We start from the raw sequence: 18,914 nt of genomic DNA, 5'->3' as shown, positions 1-18,914 counted from the left end.
CAATTCAACCTCCCGCAATTCGAGCGGGGTTCCTACATTGCCCGCGAAGGAGATCAGCCATGTTCACCAGTATCAATCCGGCGACCGGCGAAGAGGGCGCGACGATCGCGGCGCTGGACGATGACGGGATCGAGGCGGCGCTGGCGCGGGCCGATGCGGCGTTCCGGTCGTGGCGGGTGAGCGAACTGGAACAGCGCACCGCGCTGCTGAGCGCGATCGCCGACCAGTTCGAGGCGAACAAGCAACATCTCGCCGAGACCGCGACGAAGGAGATGGGCAAGACGCTCGTCTCAGCAGTGGCCGAGGTGGAGAAGTGCATCGCGGGCTTCCGCTACTATGCGGAGCAGGGGGCGGCCCATCTGGCGCCGGTCGAGACCAGGACCGCGAGCGGGCGCGCGGTGGCGCACTGGCTGCCGCTCGGGCCGGTGCTGGCGGTGATGCCGTGGAACTTCCCCTATTGGCAGGCGGTGCGCTGGCTCGCGCCGACGATCCTCGCGGGCAATGTCGGGCTGCTCAAGCACGCCTCGCTGACTCAGGGCTGCGCGGCGCTGATCCAGCAGATGGTGAGCGCGGCCGGCGCGCCGGACGGGGTGTTCCAGAATCTCGCGATCAAGTCGGACAAGGTCTCGCGGATCATCGCCGACAAGCGCGTCGCGGCGGTGACGCTGACCGGGAGCGAGGGCGCGGGCGCGAAGGTGGCCGAAGCAGCGGGCAAGGCGCTCAAGAAGGTTGTGCTTGAGCTCGGCGGATCGGACCCGTTCGTCGTGATGCCCTCCGCCGATCTCGACGCGGCGGTGAAGGCGGCGGTCAGGGCGCGGGTGCAGAATGCCGGGCAGAGCTGCATCTGCGCCAAGCGGATGATCGTGCATGCCGACGTGTATGACGCGTTCCTGGAGAAGTTCACCGCGGCGATGCTGGCGGTGAAGATCGGTGATCCGATGGCGGCCGGGATCGAGATGGGGCCGCTGTCGAGCGTCGAGCAGCGCGATACCGTGCTGGAGCAGATCGAGCGCGCGACCGCGGACGGGGCGAAGCTGGTCGGCGGCGAGAAGCTCGAGCGCGACGGGGCCTGGATGCGCGCGGGTGTGCTCACCGACGTCCATCCCGAGGCGGATTTCGCGCAGGAAGAGATTTTTGGACCGGTCGCGATGGTGTTCCGGGCCGAGGACATCGATGCGGCGATCGCGCTGGCGAACGATGTGCCGTTCGGGCTCGGATCGAGCGTGTGGACCAAGGACAGCCAAGAGATCGACCGCTTCGTGCGCGATATCGAGAGCGGGATGACCGCGGTGAACCAGATGCTCGCCTCGACGCCCGAGGCGCCGTTCGGCGGCGTGAAGCGATCGGGCCATGGCCGCGAGCTGGGGCCGTGGGGGTTGCACGAGTTCATGAATTTGAAGGCGGTGATGTTGCCGAACTAGCCGTCACCCCGGCCTTGTGCCGGGGCCTACTCATCCGCGAGCGATGGCGGCAAAGATCGTAGCGCAACGCCTGCCGCCCGGTGGACCCCGGCGCGAAGCCGGGGTGACGGGCTTGGGTTAGGCGCTGCCTTCCAAAGCGATCTCGATCAGCAGGTCCTTGCGGCTCAACTTGCCGATCATCGTCTTGGGAAGCTTCGCGCGGATCACCACCGCGTCGACGCGCTCGTGCTTGCCGACCTGGGGATTGAGCCAGTCGCGTAAAGCCTCGCCGGTGACCAGCCCGGCATCGTCGTTGAGCGAGACATAGGCACGCGGGGTCTCGCCACGATAGGCGTCGGGCATGCCGACCACCAGCGCCTCCTTCACCGCGGGGTGGCGGTAGAGCACGTCCTCGATATGCTTGGGAAAGACCTTGAAGCCGCCGACCGCGATCATGTCCTTGATGCGGTCGACGATGCGGATGAAGCCGTCTTCGTCGATCTGCCCGACATCGCCGGTGCGCAGCCATTTCTGGCCGGCGTCGTCATAGCAGAAGGTGGTGCCGTCGGTGTCGGGGCGGTTCCAGTAGCCGGCCATGATCTGCGGGCCGGCGACGACGATCTCGCCCGGCTCGCCCTCGGGCGCGGGGCGGGTGGCGTCCTCCTTGTCGACCAGCTGCACGCGGGTGCCGATGATCGGCTGGCCGATCGTGCCCGACTTGCCCTCGGCCTTGTACGGGTTGGCGGAGACCACGCCCGAGCTTTCGGACAGGCCATAGCCCTCGAGCAGCTTGGCGCCGGTCGCGGCCTCGAACCGCGTCTTGAGCTCGGCGGGGAGGGGGGCGCCGCCGGAGATGCAGTATTTGAGGCTCGACCAGTCGGTCGACGCGGCCTTGGGATGATCGAGCAGCGCCTGGAACATGGTCGGCACGCCGGGCAGCGCGATCGGGCGGGTGCGGCCGATCGCGGCGAGCGCCTGCGCCGCATCGAAGCGCGGGAGCATCACGATCTCGCCGCCAGTCAGCACGGTGCGGTTGAGCACGCAGGTGTTGGCGAAGACGTGGAAGAAGGGCAGCACGCCCAGCACCTTGTCCTTGGTCGTGCCGAGATCGGGATCGAGCTTGGCGACCTGGCGGGCATTGGCGGAGAGGTTGGCGTGGGTGAGCATCGCGCCCTTGGGCAGACCAGTGGTACCGCCGGTATACTGGATCAGCGCGAGATGGGTTTCGGGATCGATCGCCGCGGTCGCGCACGCGCCGTCATTGGCGATGAGCTGCGAGAAGGCGAGGATGCGCGGATCGTCGGGCTTTTCGGCGACTTCCTTGGCGCGCAGCCATCGGTAGAGGAGCGACTTGGCGGCGGGCAGGGCGCCGGCGACCGAGCCGACCACGAGGCGTTCGAGGCTGCTCGCGTCGAGCACCTTGAGCGCGGTGGGGAGGAGAGCGGTGGCGCTGATCGTGAAGAGCAGCCGCGTGCCTGAATCCTCGACCTGCGCCTCCAGCTCCTCGACCGAATAGAGCGGCGAGAAGTTGACGACGGTCGCACCCAATTTGAGGATGCCGTAATAGGCCGCGACGTAATGCGGCACATTGGGCAGGAACAGGCCGATGCGGTCGCCGGGGCCGTAGCCCAGCGCCTTAAGGCCGCAGGCGACACGATTGGCGCCGTCGAGCGTCTCGGCATAGCTGTAGTGCCGGCCCAGGAAGTCGAGCAGCGGAGTGTTGCCCATACGCCGCGCGGATTCGTCGAAGGCGTCGGCCATCGAGAGCGGCGGAAGGTGCTGGTCCCAAGGGCCGGGGTGACGATAGGCGGTGCGCCAAGCATGCTCGGGATCGCTCATTTACACAGGTGTAAGCAACTCGGGGGGCGAGTCAATTCGAGGGCGCCTCAGCCGATCGCGCGCTTCGCGGTCCAGGTGTAGAGCACCGAGACGGCGAGAATGCCGAGGTCGACCGCCGCCTGGATCTTGCGCGGCGCGGTGTCCGTCACCTCGTGCGTGAGGATCTGGATGTTCGCGGTCGGGTGAGGCAGGGCGGTGATGGCGAGCAAGGCCGCGCCGCCGCCGACGAGTGCGATCCTGCGCTTGTCCAACCGATCCATTGCCGCCTCCCTATGGCGCGCATCATTACGCGCGCGGCGCCTGAACGGCAACTGAATTGGGATCTCAGGCGGCGAGCGTCGCGGCCCGGGCGCGATCGCGGCCGGCCGACTTGGCCGCGAACAAAGCTGTGTCCGCGGCGCGGTAGAGCGCCTTCCAGTCGGCTTCGGTGGCGAGCGTGCCGGTGGCGGTGCCGATGCTGGCGGTGACGCGCAGGTCGAACGGCATGCGCGTCGCGCGGACCCGGGTGAGCACGGTGTTGGGATCGACCGGCTGGTTCATGCCCGTGACCACCGCGAACTCCTCGCCGCCGATCCGGGCGACGAGCGTGCCGGGCGGCGCGAGGGCACGGAGCGTGCGCGCGACGACGCGGAGCACCTCGTCGCCGCCGTCATGGCCGAGCGTGTCGTTGACCTGCTTGAAATGGTCGAGGTCGAGGATCAGCAGCGTCTGCGGGCCCTCACGGCCGATCGCGCTGGCGAGGAAGGCGCGGCGGTTGAGCAGGCCGGTGAGCGGATCGGTGTCGGCGAGACGGCGCGCGACCGCCTCCGCCGCAATCGCCGAATCCCGCTCGCGGCTGAGCAGCCGGATGCGATAGGCAATCGCGACCGAGGAGATCAGCGCCTCGGCCGACATCGACAGGATCGTCGAATTGTCGAGCCAGAAGTTCCAGCGGATCAGGCCGAGATTGGCGAAGATGCGCATGCACGCCGCGAGGATCGGCAGCGCCCAGGCGATCGCGAACACCCAGAGATAGTTGGAGCGGCTGCGCCAGGCGCTCCACAAGGTCGCGACGACCGAGACGATCACGCTCGCGAACACCCAGGAATAGACGCGGTCGACGAGGTTCACCCCGACCGGGGCGAAGAGGACGAAGAACAGCCCGGTGGCCACCAGGAGGGTCACTGTGGCGCGGATCAGCAGCCGCAGCCGGGGTCCGAACACATGCTCCTCGAAAAAGGCGCGCGCGAACAGCAGCGCCGAGGCGCAGGCGAGGGTGAGCAGCAGATAGTTGAGCCGGAGCCGGTCGTTGTTGGCGATATCCGGCCAGACCCAGGCGAGTGCGCCGGACGAGGTGAAGGCATAGGCGAGCAGCGCCGCCACCATCAGGCAATAAGCGAGCTGGAAGCGGTAGCGAAGCGAGGCCCAGAGCGCGAGATTGTAGACGAGCAGCGCCAGCGCGAGGCCACCGAAGCCGGCATAGATCGCGGCCATCGCCAGGTTGGAACGCTGGCTCTCCGCCTGCGTCGCGAGCCGCGGGCCCACGACGATGCCGCGCAGGTTGGCCGATCCCTCGGCCTTCCACATCAGCCGTTGAACCTTGGCGCTGTAGCGGGGCAGCGGATGCTCGACGATCGCGCCGAGCTGGATGCGCCTGGTGATGCCGCGATTGTCGTCGTGCATCGTGGCGAGGCGCCCGTCGGAATAGAGCACGTGGAGCGTCAGGCTCTGCTGCCACACGCTGCCGATCCGCGCGACCAGGGGCCGGCGCGAGCGGGAGCGCTGGCCGATATCGTTCGAGATCACCCAATAGTCGCCGGGGCCGAAGCTGGTCTGTTTCGCGGTGCAGTCGAAACGCTGCGGCGCGCGGATCAGCCGCGCCGGATCGTCGCCGGGATGCGCGCGCAGGACGCAGACCGATAGCGGCCGGCCGGTCTGACCGGCGCCGAGATTGGACAATTGGGCATGCGCGGGCGCCGCGACGCACGCGAGCATCGCGGCGAACGCCGCCAGCAGAGCTGCCATGATCCCCCGACCCATGCGGCGACCCTAAGGCCGGGATGGCGAAGAAGCGGTTAAGATCGCTGCAGCGGCAGGGTTCGTGTCAGCCGGCGGCGTGGTCGTAACGCTCGCGATTGGCGTAGATCACCGGCAGGTGGCCGAGCGCCCATTCGCCGAGATGGCGCACTGGCTCGGCCAGCGAATGGCCGAGATCGGTCAGCCGGTATTCGACCTGCGGCGGCACGGTCGGGTGAACGGTGCGCGCGACCAGGCCGTCGCGCTCAAGCCCCTTGAGCGTGCGCGTGAGCATCTGTTGCGAGATGCCGTCGACCGCGCGCTTGAGTTCGTTGAAGCGGTGCGGCTGCGCGCGCAGGCTCATCACGACCTGCATGCTCCATTTGTCGCCGACGCGGGCAAGGATGCCCGTGACCGACTGGCAGTCGCGATGCGCGAGGGGCGGGGTAGTCAGCATGATATGACCTGGCCTCAAAAATATGCGTTCTTGGCGTCCTCAAGGTGGTTACATAGCTAACCCTGGTCACAAATCCAGACCGGGAAACTGACCTATGAAACTGCTTCACATCGATTCGAGCATCCAGGGCGCGGGTTCGGCGAGCCGCGCCGTCAGCGCGGCCGTGACCGAGCGGCTTCGCGCGGAAAATCCGGCGATCGAGATCGCCTATCGCGACCTTGCCGCGCAGCCGCTGCCGCACCTGACGCTCGACGTGCTGGCCGACCCCGCGGCCAATGCCGAGCTGCAGGCGTTCCTCGCGGCGGATGTCGTGGTGATCGGCGCGGGTCTCTACAATTTCAGCATCCCGAGCCAGCTCAAGGCATGGCTCGACCGCGTCATGATCGCGGGCCAGACCTTCAGCTATGGTCCCGAAGGGCCCGTCGGGCTTGTCGGGGGCAAGCGCGTGATCGTCGCGCTGGCGCGAGGCGGACTCTATGGCGCCGGGGCACCCGCCGCGCCGCTCGAGCATGGCGAGACCTATCTCGGCGCTGCGTTCGGGTTCATCGGGATCAAACCCGAATTCATCATCGCCGAGGGCGTGGCGCTGGGCGACGAGGCCCGCACCGCCGCGGTGGATGCGGCACGAGTCCAGGCTTCGAACCTCGCCGCATCATCGCTCGCGGCCTGAGCTGGACGGGAAAGAAGAAGGGGCGGGAGTGATCCCGCCCCTTTTTACTTGGCCTTGGCCGCGACGGGCTTCTTGCCGCCGCCCTTCTTGGGCCGCTTGGGCGCCGCGGGGGTGATGGCGAAGGTGAGCGCGCCGTCCTTCAGCTTCACCTCGACCTCGCCGCCATGGACGAGCTTGCCGAACAGCAGCTCTTCGGCGAGCGGCTGCTTGACCTTCTCCTGAATGAGGCGGCCCATCGGGCGCGCGCCATAGAGCTTGTCGTAGCCGCGCTCGGTGAGCCACGCCTTCGCCGCATCGTCGAGCGCAATGTGCACGCCGCGATCGGCGAGCTGCAGCTCGAGCTGGAGAATGAACTTCTCCACCACCCGCTCGACCACCTTGGGCGGGAGATAGTCGAACGGCACGATCGCATCGAGGCGGTTGCGGAATTCGGGGGTGAAGAGCTTCCGCACCGCGTCTTCCTGAACGTCCTCGCGGCTCATCTCGCCGAAACCGATGCTCTCGCGCGCCATGTCGGACGCGCCGGCATTGGTCGTCATCACCAGGATGACGTTGCGGAAATCGACCGTCTTGCCGTGGTGGTCGGTCAGCTTGCCGTTGTCCATCACCTGCAACAGGATGTTGAACAGGTCGGGATGCGCCTTCTCGACCTCGTCGAGCAGCAGCACGCAATGCGGGTTCTGATCGACCGCATCGGTGAGCAGCCCGCCCTGGTCATAGCCGACATAGCCCGGAGGCGCGCCGATCAGGCGGGAGACGCTATGGCGCTCCATGTACTCGGACATGTCGAAGCGCTGGAGCGGGATGCCGAGCAGCTCGGCGAGCTGCTTGGTCACCTCGGTCTTGCCGACGCCGGTCGGGCCCGAGAATAGATAGTTGCCGATCGGCTTTTCGGGATCGCGGAGACCCGCGCGGCTGAGCTTGATCGCCGAGGACAACACGCCGATCGCCTTGTCCTGGCCGAACACGACGCGCTTCAAGTCGGTCTCGAGATTGGCGAGCACGCGGGTGTCGTCGGTCGAGACGCTCTTGGGCGGGATGCGCGCCATCGTCGCGATCACCGCCTCGATCTCCTTCGGCGTAATCGTCTTCTTGCGCTTGGACGGCGGCACCAGCATCTGCATTGCGCCGACCTCGTCGATCACGTCGATCGCCTTGTCGGGCAGCTTGCGGTCATTGATGTAGCGGCTCGACAGCTCGACCGCCGACTTGATCGCGTCGGGCGTGTACTTCACCGAGTGGTGCTGCTCGAACGCGGTGCGCAGGCCGGCGAGGATCTTGATCGTGTCCTCGATCGTCGGCTCGTTGACGTCGATCTTCTGGAACCGGCGCAGCAGCGCGCGATCCTTCTCGAAATGGTTGCGGAATTCCTTGTACGTCGTCGAGCCGATGCAGCGGATCGTGCCGCCCGACAGCGCCGGCTTGAGCAGGTTCGACGCGTCCATCGCGCCGCCGCTGGTCGCGCCTGCGCCGATCACGGTGTGGATCTCGTCGATGAACAGCACCGCGTGGGGCAGCTTCTCGAGCTCGCTCACGACCTGCTTCAGCCGCTCCTCGAAATCGCCGCGATAGCGCGTGCCGGCGAGCAGCGCGCCCATGTCGAGCGAATAGATCACCGCTTCCTTGAGCACGTCGGGCACGTCGCCCTCGACGATTTTCCGCGCGAGGCCCTCGGCAATGGCCGTCTTCCCCACGCCAGGATCACCCACATAGAGCGGGTTGTTCTTGGAGCGGCGGCACAGGATCTGGACGGTGCGGTCGACCTCCGGCCCGCGGCCGATCAGTGGATCGACCTTGCCGGCCTTTGCCTTCTCGTTGAGGTCGACAGTGAACTGCTTGAGCGCGCTCTCGCCCTTCTTGCCGCCCTCGCTCTTCTGCGGCTTCTCCTCCTCGGCCGCGCCCTTGGGGGGCGAGGATTCGGCCGGGGTCGCGCCCTTGCCGACGCCATGGCTGATGAAGCTCACCGCATCGAGCCGGCTCATGTCCTGCTGCTGCAGGAAATAGACGGCGTAGCTCTCGCGCTCGCTGAACAGGGCGACGAGCACGTTGGCGCCGGTCACCTCGTCGCGGCCCGAGGACTGGACGTGAAGGATCGCGCGCTGGACGACGCGCTGGAAGCCGCTGGTGGGCGAGGGATCGGTGGTCTGGTCGACGCGCAGCGCCTGCAGCTCGGTGTCGAGATAGTGGGCGACGGTGGTCCTGATCTCGTCGAGATCGACCCCGCACGCGCCCATCACCTTCGAGGCATGCTCATCGTCCACCAGTGCGAGCAGCAGGTGCTCGAGCGTCGCATATTCGTGGCGGCGCGAGCTCGCCGCTTCGAGCGCACGGTGGAGAGTGGATTCGAGGGCGGAGGCGAAACTAGGCATTCGGGAACAACTCCAGTCGGGCCATCAGGACTAGCCGTGAAGGCAAGGGCCCGTTTCCACCAATGTTGGAAGTGTGGACCTCTGCATCAAGCGCTGCGCTTTCGCACCGGAGTGGCGTGACGCCCGATTCCGGTGCAACGCTCATCGCTTGAATAGGGCGTCGGCGCTTGCGCGATGATTAACCGCGCGCTCCATTTTTCCCCGGCAGCGCGCGATCTCGGCCTCGAGGAGCTGGATGCGCTCGGCCAGTTCCTCGACCGAGAAGGGATCGAGGTCCTGTCGCGCGAGCTGCGCGGCGGGGTCGTCGGTGCGACGCGGAAGATCGTCGGCGGCGTCCATCGCAGACCAGCGTCGGATGCGGGGCGGGCAAAGTCAAGCGGCCCCGGCGGGATAAACTGGTGATAGATTGGGCGGTTGAAGCCTTGACGTCGTGCCTCCCGATCCCGATTCAGGCGGCAAGGGGGAATAGCATGACGCGCGTGCCACAGCAGATGACGGCGATCGACCCGGAAGCTCCGGGCGGACCCGAGGTGCTGGCGCTCGTCGAGCGGCCGGTGCCGAGCCCTGGCGCGGGCGAGGTGCTGATCCGCGTCGCCGCGGCGGGAGTCAACCGGCCCGATGTCGTGCAGCGGCTGGGCGCCTATCCGCCGCCGCCGGGGGTGACGAGCATTCCGGGGCTCGAGGTCGCGGGCGAGGTCGTCGCGGTCGGCGCCGACGTGCCGCTCGAGGTGATCGGGCAGCCGATGTGTGCGCTGATCGCGGGCGGCGGCTATGCCGAATATGCTGTGGCGCCGCTCGGGCAATGCCTGACCGTGCCCGCCGCACTGTCGATGGCCGAGGCCGCGGCGATGCCCGAGACTTTGTTCACCGTGTGGACCAATTTGTTCGAGCGCGGCTATGCGAACGAGGGCGAGACCGTGCTGGTCCATGGCGGCAGCAGCGGGATCGGGACGATGGCGGTCTCGCTGTGCAATTTGTTCGGCGTGACGGTGATCGTCACCGCGGGAAGCGACGAGAAGGTCGCCGCCTGCCTGGCGCATGGCGCGGATCATGCGATCAACTACCGCACCGAGGATTTCGTCGAGCGCGTCAAGGCGGTCACCGGCGGGTGCGGGGTCGATGTGGTGCTCGACATGGTCGGCGGCGACTATGTCGCGCGCAACCTCAATTGCCTGGCCGATGACGGGCGCCACGTGTCGATCGCGGTGCAGGGCGGGGCGGTGGCGACTGTGCCGGTGTGGGAGATTATGCGCCGCCGCCTGACGCTCACCGGCTCGACACTGCGCGCGCGAGACGTCGCGTTCAAGACGCTGGTTGCCGACGAGCTCGCCCGGACGGTTTGGCCGCATGTCGAGGCGGGGAAGCTCAAGCCGGTGATCGACCGGACCTTCGCCCTCGCCGACGCGGCCGAGGCGCACCGGCGGATGGAGAGCGGCGCGCATATCGGCAAGATCGTGCTGGAGGTAATGGCGTGAGCGAGCAACTGATCCTGCATGAATATGCCGCGTCGGGAAATTGCTACAAGATCCGGCTGGCCGCGGCGCTGACGGGCAAGCCGATCGAGCGGCGCGAATATGACATCATGAAGGGCGAGACGCGCACCGACGCGTTCCTGACTAGCGTCAACGCCAATGGCCGGATTCCCGTGCTGCAGGCCGGCGACCGCTTCCTGCCCGAGAGCAACGCGGCGGCCTTCTATGTCGCCGAGGGGAGTGCGCTGATCCCCGCCGATCCGTTCGACCGCGCCGACATGCTGCGCTGGATGTTCTGGGAGCAATATAATCACGAGCCCAACATCGCGACGGTGCGCTTCTGGCTGAGCCTGGTCGGCGAGGACAATTTGAGCGACCTTCAGCGCGCGATGCTGCCAGGCAAACGCGCGGGCGGCGAGGCGGCGCTCAAGCTGATGGACGAGCATCTCGCGACGCGCGACTGGTTCGTCGGCGAGGGGCCGAGCGTCGCGGACATCTGTCTCTACGCCTATACGCACGTCGCCGAGGAAGGCGGCTTTTCCTTGTCACCCTGGCCGGCAGTTCGGGCATGGATCGCGCGGGTCGAGGGGCAAGAGAGATATATTCCCATCACTGCGTGACACTGCGATGACGTCCAAACGCGCCCAGCTGTAACATTCCCGATTCATAGGCAGCGCGGGCAAGGACTTAACCGCGGGGCTAAAATGGCCACGATCACTCGGCTTCCGTTCGATGCGGCGGCGACCGATCTCGCAGATTTCACCGCTTCCAATCCGGCGATTCCCGAACGGGTGATCGGCGGGCGGAAACAGTATCGCACGATCTGGATCTCCGACATCCATCTCGGCACGCGCGGCTGCAATGCCGAGATGCTGATCGACTTCCTCGATCATGTCGACAGCGACACGATCTATCTCGTCGGCGACATCATCGACGGCTGGCAGCTCAAGAAGAAATTCTACTGGCCGGCGGCGCACAACGACATCGTCTGGCGCATCCTCAAGCGGGCGAAGCGCGGTGCCCGGGTGATCTACATCCCCGGCAATCATGACGAGATCTTCCGCCAGTTCACCGGGCTCAACTTCGGCGGGGTCGAGATCAAGCGCCAGGCGATCCACCAGACCGCCGACGGGCGCCGCCTGCTGGTGCTGCACGGCGACGAGTTCGACGCGATCACGCTGTCGCACCGCTGGCTCGCGCATCTCGGCGACGCCGCCTACACCGCGGTGATGGCATTGAACCGCTGGTGCAACAAATACCGGCGCTGGCGCGGGCTGCCTTATTGGTCGCTCTCCAAGCACGCCAAGCAGAAGGTCAAGAACGCGGTCGAGTTCATCTCGAACTTCGAAGAAATCGTCGCGAAAGAAGCGGGCGCGCGCGGCGTGGACGGCGTGATCGCCGGGCATATCCACACCGCCGAGATGCGCCAGATCGACGGCGTCGAATATTATAATGACGGCGATTGGGTGGAGGGTTGCACCGCGCTCGTCGAGCACTACGATGGCCGGATGGAAATTCTCCATTGGGCCGATGAGATCGCAGCACGCGAGCCCCTCGACCCCGAACGGGTCGAGGCGCTGGCGGCAGCTTGATCGAAGAAGAGATGCGGATCGCGATCGTAACCGACGCCTGGGAGCCCCAGGTGAACGGTGTCGTCCGCACGCTTCAGTCTGTGCGCCGGGTATTGGAGAGCCAGGGGCACAAGGTGCTCGTGATCTCGCCCGACCGCTTCTACTCGGTGCCGTGCCCGACCTATCCCGAGATTCGCCTGGCGATGGTGCGCAGCCGGACGATCGGCGACCTGCTCGACGATTTCTCGCCGCACGCGGTGCATCTCGCGACCGAGGGGCCGGTGTGCGTGGCGGCGCGGCGCTGGTGCCTCAGGCATGATTTCCCCTTCACCACCGCCTATCACACCCAGTTCCCCGACTATGTCGAGGCGCGTTCGGGCGTGCCGGCGGAATGGGTGTGGCGCTATATCCGCTGGTTCCATGCGCCGGCGCAGTCGATCCTCGCTTCGACCCCCTCGATCCGACAGGCGCTGGTCGATCACGGGCTGACCCAGGTGCGGCATTGGGGTCGGGGCGTGGACCTCGCCAATTTCCGGCCCGGGATCGAGCCGCATCCTGCGATGGCCGTGCTTGACGGGCCGGTGCAGCTCTATGTCGGCCGCGTCGCGGTCGAGAAGAATCTCGAGGCGTTCCTCGCCTCGACGCATCCGGGCACCAAGGTCGTGGTGGGCGACGGCCCGGCGCGGGCGTCGCTCCAGGCGAAATACCCGGCTGCGCGGTTCCTTGGCCCGATGTTCGGCGCCGAGCTGGCGAGCGCCTATGCCGCCGCGGACGTCTTCGTCTTCCCGAGCAAGACCGACACGTTCGGGCTGGTGATGATTGAGGCGCTGGCGTGTGGCACGCCGGTGGCGGCCTATCCGGTGACCGGGCCGGTCGACATCCTGACGCCCGGGACTGGGGCGATGGCCGAGAATCTCGACCAGGCGATCGCCGAAGCGCTGACCAAGGATCGCGCCGCCTGCGCCGACTATGGCCGCAGCTTCACCTGGGAAGCGAGCGCGCATCAGTTCCTGATGGCGCTGGTGCCGATCATCGAGGAAGCGCGCGCGGCCTGAGCCGGGTCGGCAGAGTCAGCCGCCCTTCCGCCCTTTCGCCACATTGTCCTGAGGTTCCGGTTCGGGCGCCGGATGGTCCAGCTTGCCCCTGGCGGACGGCTTCGGCGGATTCACGGCGGTGGGTGGGGGCGGGTCATTCTTGCGCGTGGTCATGAAATCCTTCCCCTCCCAAATCTGCGAATCGCGATATATGCGTTCGCGCGAGTAGCTTAACGGGTTGCGGGCAATCGTCGATGCCGCATCCGGACGTTCTCGCCGTTGACCTGATATAAAGATATCTTTATATCTCTAACCCCATGAAGATCGCGCTCGAAATCTTCCGCGCCCTCGCGGACTCGACCCGGCTGCGCATCCTTGCGCTGCTGCGCTCGATGGAGCTGAGCGTGGGCGAGCTGGCGCAGGTGCTGGGGCAGAGCCAGCCGCGCGTCTCGCGCCATGTGAAGATATTGTGCGACGCCGGGCTGGCCGAGCGGCGCAAGGAAGGAAGCTGGGTGTTCGTCGCGCTTGGCGCCGATGCGCGCGTCGCACCGGTCCTCGACGCGCTCGACGCCTGGTCGGCGGAGGACGCCGATCATTGGGCGGTGGCGGACAGCGCACGGCTGGCGGCGGTGCGCGCGGATCGCGCCGCGGCGGCCGAGGAGTGGTTCGAGGCGCATGCCGGCGAATGGGACGCGATCCGCTCGCTGCATGTCGCCGAGGAGCAGGTCGAGGCGGCCATGGCCGTGGCGCTGGGCGAGCTCCCGATCGAGCGGCTGATCGATATCGGCACCGGCACCGGCCGGATGCTCGAGCTGTTCGCGCCGCGGGCGAAGAGCGCGCTGGGCATCGACCGCAGCTCGGAGATGCTGCGGCTTGCGCGCGCCAAGCTCTCGGGCCAGGGGTTGGTCAATGCCGAGCTGCGCCAGGCCGACCTCTATGCCCTGCCGATGGTGGACGATGAGGCGGATGCCGCGATCCTGCACCATGTGCTGCACTTTGCGCAGCAGCCGGGCGCGGCAATCCGCGAGGCGGCGCGCGTGCTGGGCGACGGCGGGCGGCTGCTGATCGCGGACTTCGCGCCGCATGACCGCGAGGAATTGCGTCAGCGCGAGGGGCATGTGCGGCTCGGCTTCTCGGATGAGCAGATGCTCGGCTGGTTCGACGCCGCCGATCTCGCGCCGGTCATGACCGAGACGCTCGAGGGCGGCGAACTGACGGTGAAATTGTGGCTGGCGCGAAAGGCGGGCCAGGCTCTTGGGCCAGCCTCTTATGAGAAAGTGAAGGCAGCATGAGTTTGCGTTTGGACCCGGGAGCGCCGCTGTTTGCGGATGTGGCGGGCGATATCGACGTGTCGTTCGAATTCTTCCCGCCCAAGACGGAGAAGATGGAGGAGACGCTGTGGGAGTCGATCCAGACGCTCTCGCCGCTAGGGCCGCGCTTCGTGAGCGTGACCTATGGCGCGGGCGGCACGACGCGCGAGCGCACCCACAACACCGTCGCCCGCATCGCGCGCGAGACGCCGATCGCGGCCGCCGCGCACCTCACCTGCGTCGAGGCGACCCGTGAGGAGATCGACGCGGTCGCCGAGGAATATTGGGCGGCGGGCGTGCGCCACATCGTCGCGCTGCGCGGCGATCCGCCGACGGCGGGGGCGAAGTTCACCTCGCCGGTCGGCGGCTATGAGAATGCTGCGGACCTGGTCGCCGGACTGCGCAGGCTGCACCCGTTCGAGATCTCGGTCGCGGCCTATCCCGAATGCCATCCGGATTCGCCCGATGCGGCGCACGATCTCGATAATCTCAAGCGCAAGATCGACGCCGGCGCCAACCGCGCGATCACGCAGTTCTTCTTCGAGCCCGAGACCTTCCTGCGCTTTCGCGACGATGCAGCGGTAGCGGGGATCGATGCCGAGATCGTGCCGGGCATCATGCCGGTGATGAACTATGCCAGCGTCGTGCGCATGTCGGCGATGTGCGGCACCGCGGTGCCGGCATGGATGGCGCGGCTGTTCGAGGGACTGGACGAGCATCCGGCGGCGCGGCAATTGGTCGCGGCGACGCTGGCCGCCGAGCTGTGCCGCAAGCTCTATGCCGGGGGGGTGCGCCAGTTCCACTTCTACACGCTCAACCGCGCGGAACTGAGTTACGCGATCTGCCACCTGCTGGGCGTGCGGCCCAAGGACGCGGCGGGCGTGGCTGCAGCGTGATTTAGGAACGACGATGACTGCACGTGAAAAACTGCTGGCCGAAGCCGCCAAGCGCATCCTGATCACCGACGGCGCGTTCGGCACCGAGATCCAGAACTGGAAGCTCGACGAGGCGGCTTATGCCGGCGATCTTGGCCTCAGCCACGATCAGAAGGGTAACAACGACATCCTCGCGCTGACCAAGCCCGAGGTGCCGGCGTCGATCCACCGCGCCTATTTCGAGGCCGGGGCGGACATCGCCGAGACCAACACCTTCTCGGCCAACCGGATCAGCCAGGCCGATTACGGCGCCGAGCATCTGGTGCATGCGATCAACTATGAGAGCGCGAAGCTGGCGCGCGCCATCGCCGACGAGTTCGAGGCGAAGGACGGGCGCCCGCGCTTCGTCGCGGGCGCACTGGGGCCGACCAACAAGACGCTGTCGCTCTCGCCCGACGTCAACGATCCCGGCTATCGCGAGATCGACTTCGATCATTTGAAGGACGTCTATCGCGAGCAGATCGACGCGCTGGTCGAGGGCGGGATCGATTTCGTGCTGATCGAGACGGTGTTCGACACGCTCAACGCCAAGGCCGGGATCATGGCGGCGATCGAGGCGGGCGAGGCGCTGGGCCGCGACCTGCCGATCATGCTGTCGATGACGCTGACCGACCTGTCGGGGCGGAACCTGTCGGGCCACACAGTCGAAGCGTTCTGGCACGCGGTGCGCCATGCACGGCCGGTGACGATCGGGCTCAACTGCTCGTTCGGCGCGGAGCAGCTGCGGCCGCATGTGAAGACGCTGTCGGGCCTCTGCGACGCGTTGATCATGGTCTATCCCAATGCTGGCCTGCCCAACGAGTTGGGCGCCTATGACGAGGCGCCTGCGACAACGGCGGGGCTGGTCAAGGAATGGGCCGACCAGGGCCAGGTCAACGTGCTCGGCGGTTGCTGCGGCTCGACCCCCGAGCATATCCGCGCGATCGCCGAGGCAGTGAAGGATTTGCCGCCGCGCGCCATTCCGACGCCGGCGGTGCGTACGCGGCTGGCGGGGATCGAGCCGTTCACGATGGCGGCGTGATCTGAAATTCCTCCCCCGGAGGGGGAGGGGGACCGCGAAGCCGATGGAGGGAGCTCTCCACAAGCAGGTCGGTTCGTTTGCTGCAACTACCCCTCCACCAGCCTGCGGCTGGTCCCTCTCCCCCTCCGGGGGAGGAATTAGAGAGACAAGATGACCGCGACCACCACCTCCACCAGCTTCGTCAACATCGGCGAGCGGACCAACGTCACCGGATCGGCGAAGTTCAAGAAGCTGATCATGGCCGGCGACTATACCGCCGCGGTCGAGGTCGCGCGCCAGCAGGTCGAGAACGGCGCGCAGGTGATCGACGTCAACATGGACGAAGGCCTGCTCGACGCGCACGAGGCGATGACGACCTTCCTCAAGCTGATCGCCGCGGAGCCCGACATCGCGCGCGTGCCGGTGATGATCGACAGCTCCAAATGGGACGTGATCGAGGCGGGGCTGAAGTGCGTCTCGGGCAAGCCGATCGTCAACTCGATCAGCATGAAGGAAGGCGTCGACCAGTTCCTCGAGCATGCACGCAAGTGCATGAACTATGGCGCTGCGGTGGTGGTGATGGCATTCGACGAGGTCGGGCAGGCTGACACGCAGCAGCGCAAGGTCGAGATCTGCGAGCGCGCCTACAAGCTGCTGGTGGGCATCGGCTTCCCGCCCGAGGACATCATCTTCGACGCCAACGTCTTCGCGGTGGCGACGGGGATCGAGGAGCACAATAATTACGGCGTCGATTTCATCGAGGCCGTGAAGGAGATCAAGGCGCGCTGCCCGCATGTCCACTTCTCGGGCGGGCTGTCGAACCTGTCGTTCAGCTTCCGCGGCAACGAGCCGGTGCGGCGCGCGATGCACTCGGTGTTCCTCTATCATGCGATCCCCGCCGGGCTCGACATGGCGATCGTCAATGCCGGCCAGCTCGACGTCTATGACGCGATCGACCCCGAGCTGCGCACCGCGTGCGAGGATGTGATCCTCAACAAGGACCCCGATGCCGGCGAGCGGCTGGTGGCGCTGGCCGAGAAGTTCCGCGGCACCGATGCGGTGGCCGAGAAGCAGGCGGCGGAGTGGCGCGGCTGGGCGGTCGAGAAACGGCTCGAGCACGCGCTGGTCAAGGGCATCGACCAATATGTGGTCGAGGATACCGAGGAATGCCGGCTCAAGGCCGATCGCCCGATCGAGGTGATCGAAGGCCCGCTGATGGACGGGATGAACGTTGTCGGCGACCTGTTCGGATCGGGCAAGATGTTCCTGCCGCAGGTGGTGAAATCTGCGCGCGTGATGAAGAAGGCGGTGGCGCACCTGCTGCCCTATATCGAGGCGCAGAAGGAGCCGGGCGCCAAGGGCAAGGGCAAGGTCGTGATGGCGACCGTCAAGGGCGACGTCCACGATATCGGCAAGAACATCGTCGGCGTCGTGCTGCAGTGCAACGGCTTCGAGGTGGTGGATCTGGGCGTGATGGTGCCCTGGACGAAGATCCTCGAGGCGGCGAACGAGAATGACGCGGACATGATCGGGCTCTCCGGCCTGATCACGCCGAGCCTCGACGAGATGGTCACCGTCGCCGAGGAGATGAAGCGCGCGCAGATGACGATGCCGCTGCTGATCGGCGGCGCCACGACGTCGAAGGTGCATACGGCGCTGCGCATTGCCCCGGCCTATGACGGGCCGGTCGTGCATGTGCTCGACGCGAGCCGTGCGGTGGGCGTCGCGACGACGCTGGTGAGCACCACGATCCGCGACGAATATGTCGCCAAGGTGGCGAACGAATATGAGGCCGTGCGCGTCGCGCGCGCCAACAAGGGGCAGAGTGAGCTCGTGCCCATCGCTGCCGCGCGCGACAATGCGTTCGAGGCGGACATGAGCCTCAAGCCCGGCAAGCCGCGCATGCCCGGCGTGCACAGCTTCCCCGACTGGGACCTTCGGGACCTGCGCCAATTTATCGACTGGACGCCCTTCTTCCGCGCGTGGGAGCTGGCCGGCAACTATCCCGCGATCCTGCAGGACAAGGTGGTCGGCGAGAGCGCGACGTCGCTGTTCGCCGACGCGCAGAAGATGCTCGACCGCATCATCGACGAGAAGTGGCTCACCGCGCGCGGCGTTGCGGGGCTGTGGCCGTGCCGGCGCGAGGGCGACGACATCATCGTCCATGTCGAGGACGAGAAACACGTCACGCTGCCGATGCTGCGCCAGCAGATCCAGAAGCGCGAGGGGCGAGCCAATATGTGCCTCGCCGACTTCATCGACCGGCAGGGCGACTGGATCGGCGGCTTCGCGGTCGGCATCCACGGGATCGAGCCGCATTTGGCGCGCTTCAAGAACGCGATCGACGATTACAGCGACATCCTGCTCAAGGCGCTCGCCGATCGCCTGGCCGAGGCGTTTGCCGAGCGCCTGCACCATTATGTGCGCACGGCCCTGTGGGGCTATGCCGAGGGCGAGCAGCTCACCAACGAAGCGCTGATCAAGGAAGCATATCGCGGTATCCGCCCGGCGCCCGGCTATCCCGCCTGCCCCGAGCACAGCCTCAAGCCGATCCTGTTCGACATGCTCGACGCGCACAAGCGCACCGGCATCAGCCTGACCGAGAGCTTCGCGATGCTGCCGACCGCGGCGGTCAGCGGCTTCTATTTCGGGCATCCGCAAGCCGAATATTTCGGTGTTGCGCGCATCGGCCGCGACCAACTCGAGGAATATGCAACGCGGCGCGGGGTGAGCCTGGAGCAGGCCGAGCGCTGGCTGCGGCCGAACCTCGACTGAATCGATGTTAGCGCTAATATTCTTCGGATTGCCCTGACCGGTCCTCGATGATAACGTTGACATGGGACGGGGCCCTACGGGTCCGAC

General features: G+C 66.8%; 16 protein-coding genes. 10 read left to right on the top strand and 6 right to left on the bottom strand.

The genetic code is table 11. The annotated features are described in order from the left end of the window. Positions 1 to 59: 59 nt before the first annotated feature. Complete coding sequence (locus tag OK349_RS06835; RefSeq protein WP_265117066.1) at positions 60 to 1,421, top strand: NAD-dependent succinate-semialdehyde dehydrogenase; 1,362 nt, start codon at positions 60 to 62, stop codon at positions 1,419 to 1,421. A gap of 117 nt (positions 1,422 to 1,538) precedes the next feature. Here OK349_RS06835 and OK349_RS06830 read toward each other — a convergent pair whose 3' ends face one another. The 4 genes from OK349_RS06830 to OK349_RS06815 all read right to left on the bottom strand — a co-directional run bounded on the left by OK349_RS06830 (position 1,539) and on the right by OK349_RS06815 (position 5,691). After that, positions 1,539 to 3,239: a long-chain-fatty-acid--CoA ligase gene (locus tag OK349_RS06830; RefSeq protein ID WP_265117065.1), complete on the bottom strand. Its 1,701-nt coding sequence runs from the start codon at positions 3,237 to 3,239 to the stop codon at positions 1,539 to 1,541. A gap of 47 nt (positions 3,240 to 3,286) precedes the next feature. Further along, positions 3,287 to 3,499 carry a hypothetical protein gene (locus OK349_RS06825; RefSeq protein WP_265117064.1) on the bottom strand — a complete coding sequence of 71 codons (213 nt, stop codon included), beginning with the start codon at positions 3,497 to 3,499 and terminating at the stop codon, positions 3,287 to 3,289. A gap of 64 nt (positions 3,500 to 3,563) precedes the next feature. Beyond that, positions 3,564 to 5,243, bottom strand: a complete 1,680-nt coding sequence (locus tag OK349_RS06820; protein WP_265117063.1) for a sensor domain-containing diguanylate cyclase — start codon at positions 5,241 to 5,243, stop codon at positions 3,564 to 3,566. A 79-nt stretch (positions 5,244 to 5,322) separates the two neighbouring features. Beyond that, on the bottom strand, positions 5,323 to 5,691 hold the full coding sequence (locus tag OK349_RS06815) for a winged helix-turn-helix transcriptional regulator (RefSeq protein ID WP_265117062.1): 369 nt from the start codon (positions 5,689 to 5,691) through the stop codon (positions 5,323 to 5,325). 94 nt (positions 5,692 to 5,785) lie between these two features. Here OK349_RS06815 and OK349_RS06810 point away from each other — a divergent pair, with 94 nt between their 5' ends. Further along, positions 5,786 to 6,361, top strand: a complete 576-nt coding sequence (locus OK349_RS06810) for an FMN-dependent NADH-azoreductase (RefSeq protein WP_265117061.1) — start codon at positions 5,786 to 5,788, stop codon at positions 6,359 to 6,361. A 44-nt stretch (positions 6,362 to 6,405) separates the two neighbouring features. Here the strand turns inward: OK349_RS06810 and clpA are convergent, their stop codons facing one another. After that, positions 6,406 to 8,730, bottom strand: coding sequence for an ATP-dependent Clp protease ATP-binding subunit ClpA (clpA, locus tag OK349_RS06805; RefSeq protein WP_265117060.1), 2,325 nt, complete (start codon positions 8,728 to 8,730; stop codon positions 6,406 to 6,408). A 141-nt stretch (positions 8,731 to 8,871) separates the two neighbouring features. Continuing rightward, positions 8,872 to 9,069: a DUF1192 domain-containing protein gene (locus tag OK349_RS06800; protein ID WP_265117059.1), complete on the bottom strand. Its 198-nt coding sequence runs from the start codon at positions 9,067 to 9,069 to the stop codon at positions 8,872 to 8,874. Positions 9,070 to 9,200: 131 nt separating this feature from the next. On the opposite strand from OK349_RS06800, the gene OK349_RS06795 reads away from it, so the two are divergent. The 8 genes from OK349_RS06795 to metH all read left to right on the top strand — a co-directional run bounded on the left by OK349_RS06795 (position 9,201) and on the right by metH (position 18,827). Then, positions 9,201 to 10,205, top strand: a complete 1,005-nt coding sequence (locus OK349_RS06795) for an NAD(P)H-quinone oxidoreductase (protein WP_265117058.1) — start codon at positions 9,201 to 9,203, stop codon at positions 10,203 to 10,205. Then, positions 10,202 to 10,822 (top strand): glutathione S-transferase family protein, encoded by a 621-nt coding sequence (locus OK349_RS06790; protein ID WP_265117057.1) that lies wholly within the window; start codon positions 10,202 to 10,204, stop codon positions 10,820 to 10,822. Before OK349_RS06795 ends, OK349_RS06790 begins: the two co-directional genes overlap by 4 nt. 84 nt (positions 10,823 to 10,906) lie before the next feature. Further along, on the top strand, positions 10,907 to 11,794 hold the full coding sequence (locus OK349_RS06785) for a UDP-2,3-diacylglucosamine diphosphatase (RefSeq protein ID WP_265117056.1): 888 nt from the start codon (positions 10,907 to 10,909) through the stop codon (positions 11,792 to 11,794). An 11-nt stretch (positions 11,795 to 11,805) separates the two neighbouring features. Beyond that, the gene (locus OK349_RS06780; RefSeq protein WP_265117055.1) at positions 11,806 to 12,828 is read left to right on the top strand and encodes a glycosyltransferase family 4 protein; all 1,023 of its coding nucleotides are present in this window, start codon (positions 11,806 to 11,808) and stop codon (positions 12,826 to 12,828) included. Positions 12,829 to 13,124: 296 nt separating this feature from the next. Further along, complete coding sequence (locus OK349_RS06775; RefSeq protein WP_265117054.1) at positions 13,125 to 14,099, top strand: ArsR/SmtB family transcription factor; 975 nt, start codon at positions 13,125 to 13,127, stop codon at positions 14,097 to 14,099. Then, entirely contained in the window at positions 14,096 to 15,013 is a 918-nt protein-coding gene (gene metF, locus OK349_RS06770) for a methylenetetrahydrofolate reductase (RefSeq protein WP_265117053.1), read from the top strand. The genes OK349_RS06775 and metF overlap by 4 nt, the downstream gene beginning before the upstream one ends. Positions 15,014 to 15,026: 13 nt before the next feature. Further along, complete coding sequence (locus tag OK349_RS06765) at positions 15,027 to 16,073, top strand: homocysteine S-methyltransferase family protein (protein ID WP_265117052.1); 1,047 nt, start codon at positions 15,027 to 15,029, stop codon at positions 16,071 to 16,073. A 150-nt stretch (positions 16,074 to 16,223) separates the two neighbouring features. Continuing rightward, positions 16,224 to 18,827 carry a methionine synthase gene (gene metH, locus OK349_RS06760; protein ID WP_265117051.1) on the top strand — a complete coding sequence of 868 codons (2,604 nt, stop codon included), beginning with the start codon at positions 16,224 to 16,226 and terminating at the stop codon, positions 18,825 to 18,827. The last annotated feature ends 87 nt before the right edge of the window (positions 18,828 to 18,914 follow it).

Origin of the sequence: Sphingomonas sp. BT-65, assembly GCF_026107375.2 — a bacterium.
In the GTDB taxonomy this organism is placed as follows: domain Bacteria; phylum Pseudomonadota; class Alphaproteobacteria; order Sphingomonadales; family Sphingomonadaceae; genus Sphingomonas.
The sequence above is the reverse complement of the archived record's forward strand: the minus strand, read 5'-3'. Positions and strand labels throughout refer to the sequence as shown.

What these genes read in the sequence shown, in the direction of transcription:
- OK349_RS06825 (WP_265117064.1), bottom strand. Translation starts at nt 3,499, where the DNA reads ATGGATCGGTTGGACAAGCGCAGGATCGCACTCGTCGGCGGCGGCGCG.
- OK349_RS06835 (WP_265117066.1), top strand. Translation starts at nt 60, where the DNA reads ATGTTCACCAGTATCAATCCGGCGACCGGCGAAGAGGGCGCGACGATC.
- metF (WP_265117053.1), top strand. Translation starts at nt 14,096, where the DNA reads ATGAGTTTGCGTTTGGACCCGGGAGCGCCGCTGTTTGCGGATGTGGCG.
- OK349_RS06780 (WP_265117055.1), top strand. Translation starts at nt 11,806, where the DNA reads ATGCGGATCGCGATCGTAACCGACGCCTGGGAGCCCCAGGTGAACGGT.
- OK349_RS06820 (WP_265117063.1), bottom strand. Translation starts at nt 5,243, where the DNA reads ATGGCAGCTCTGCTGGCGGCGTTCGCCGCGATGCTCGCGTGCGTCGCG.
- OK349_RS06810 (WP_265117061.1), top strand. Translation starts at nt 5,786, where the DNA reads ATGAAACTGCTTCACATCGATTCGAGCATCCAGGGCGCGGGTTCGGCG.
- OK349_RS06785 (WP_265117056.1), top strand. Translation starts at nt 10,907, where the DNA reads ATGGCCACGATCACTCGGCTTCCGTTCGATGCGGCGGCGACCGATCTC.
- OK349_RS06815 (WP_265117062.1), bottom strand. Translation starts at nt 5,691, where the DNA reads ATGCTGACTACCCCGCCCCTCGCGCATCGCGACTGCCAGTCGGTCACG.
- OK349_RS06800 (WP_265117059.1), bottom strand. Translation starts at nt 9,069, where the DNA reads ATGGACGCCGCCGACGATCTTCCGCGTCGCACCGACGACCCCGCCGCG.
- clpA (WP_265117060.1), bottom strand. Translation starts at nt 8,730, where the DNA reads ATGCCTAGTTTCGCCTCCGCCCTCGAATCCACTCTCCACCGTGCGCTC.
- OK349_RS06830 (WP_265117065.1), bottom strand. Translation starts at nt 3,239, where the DNA reads ATGAGCGATCCCGAGCATGCTTGGCGCACCGCCTATCGTCACCCCGGC.
- OK349_RS06795 (WP_265117058.1), top strand. Translation starts at nt 9,201, where the DNA reads ATGACGCGCGTGCCACAGCAGATGACGGCGATCGACCCGGAAGCTCCG.
- metH (WP_265117051.1), top strand. Translation starts at nt 16,224, where the DNA reads ATGACCGCGACCACCACCTCCACCAGCTTCGTCAACATCGGCGAGCGG.
- OK349_RS06775 (WP_265117054.1), top strand. Translation starts at nt 13,125, where the DNA reads ATGAAGATCGCGCTCGAAATCTTCCGCGCCCTCGCGGACTCGACCCGG.
- OK349_RS06765 (WP_265117052.1), top strand. Translation starts at nt 15,027, where the DNA reads ATGACTGCACGTGAAAAACTGCTGGCCGAAGCCGCCAAGCGCATCCTG.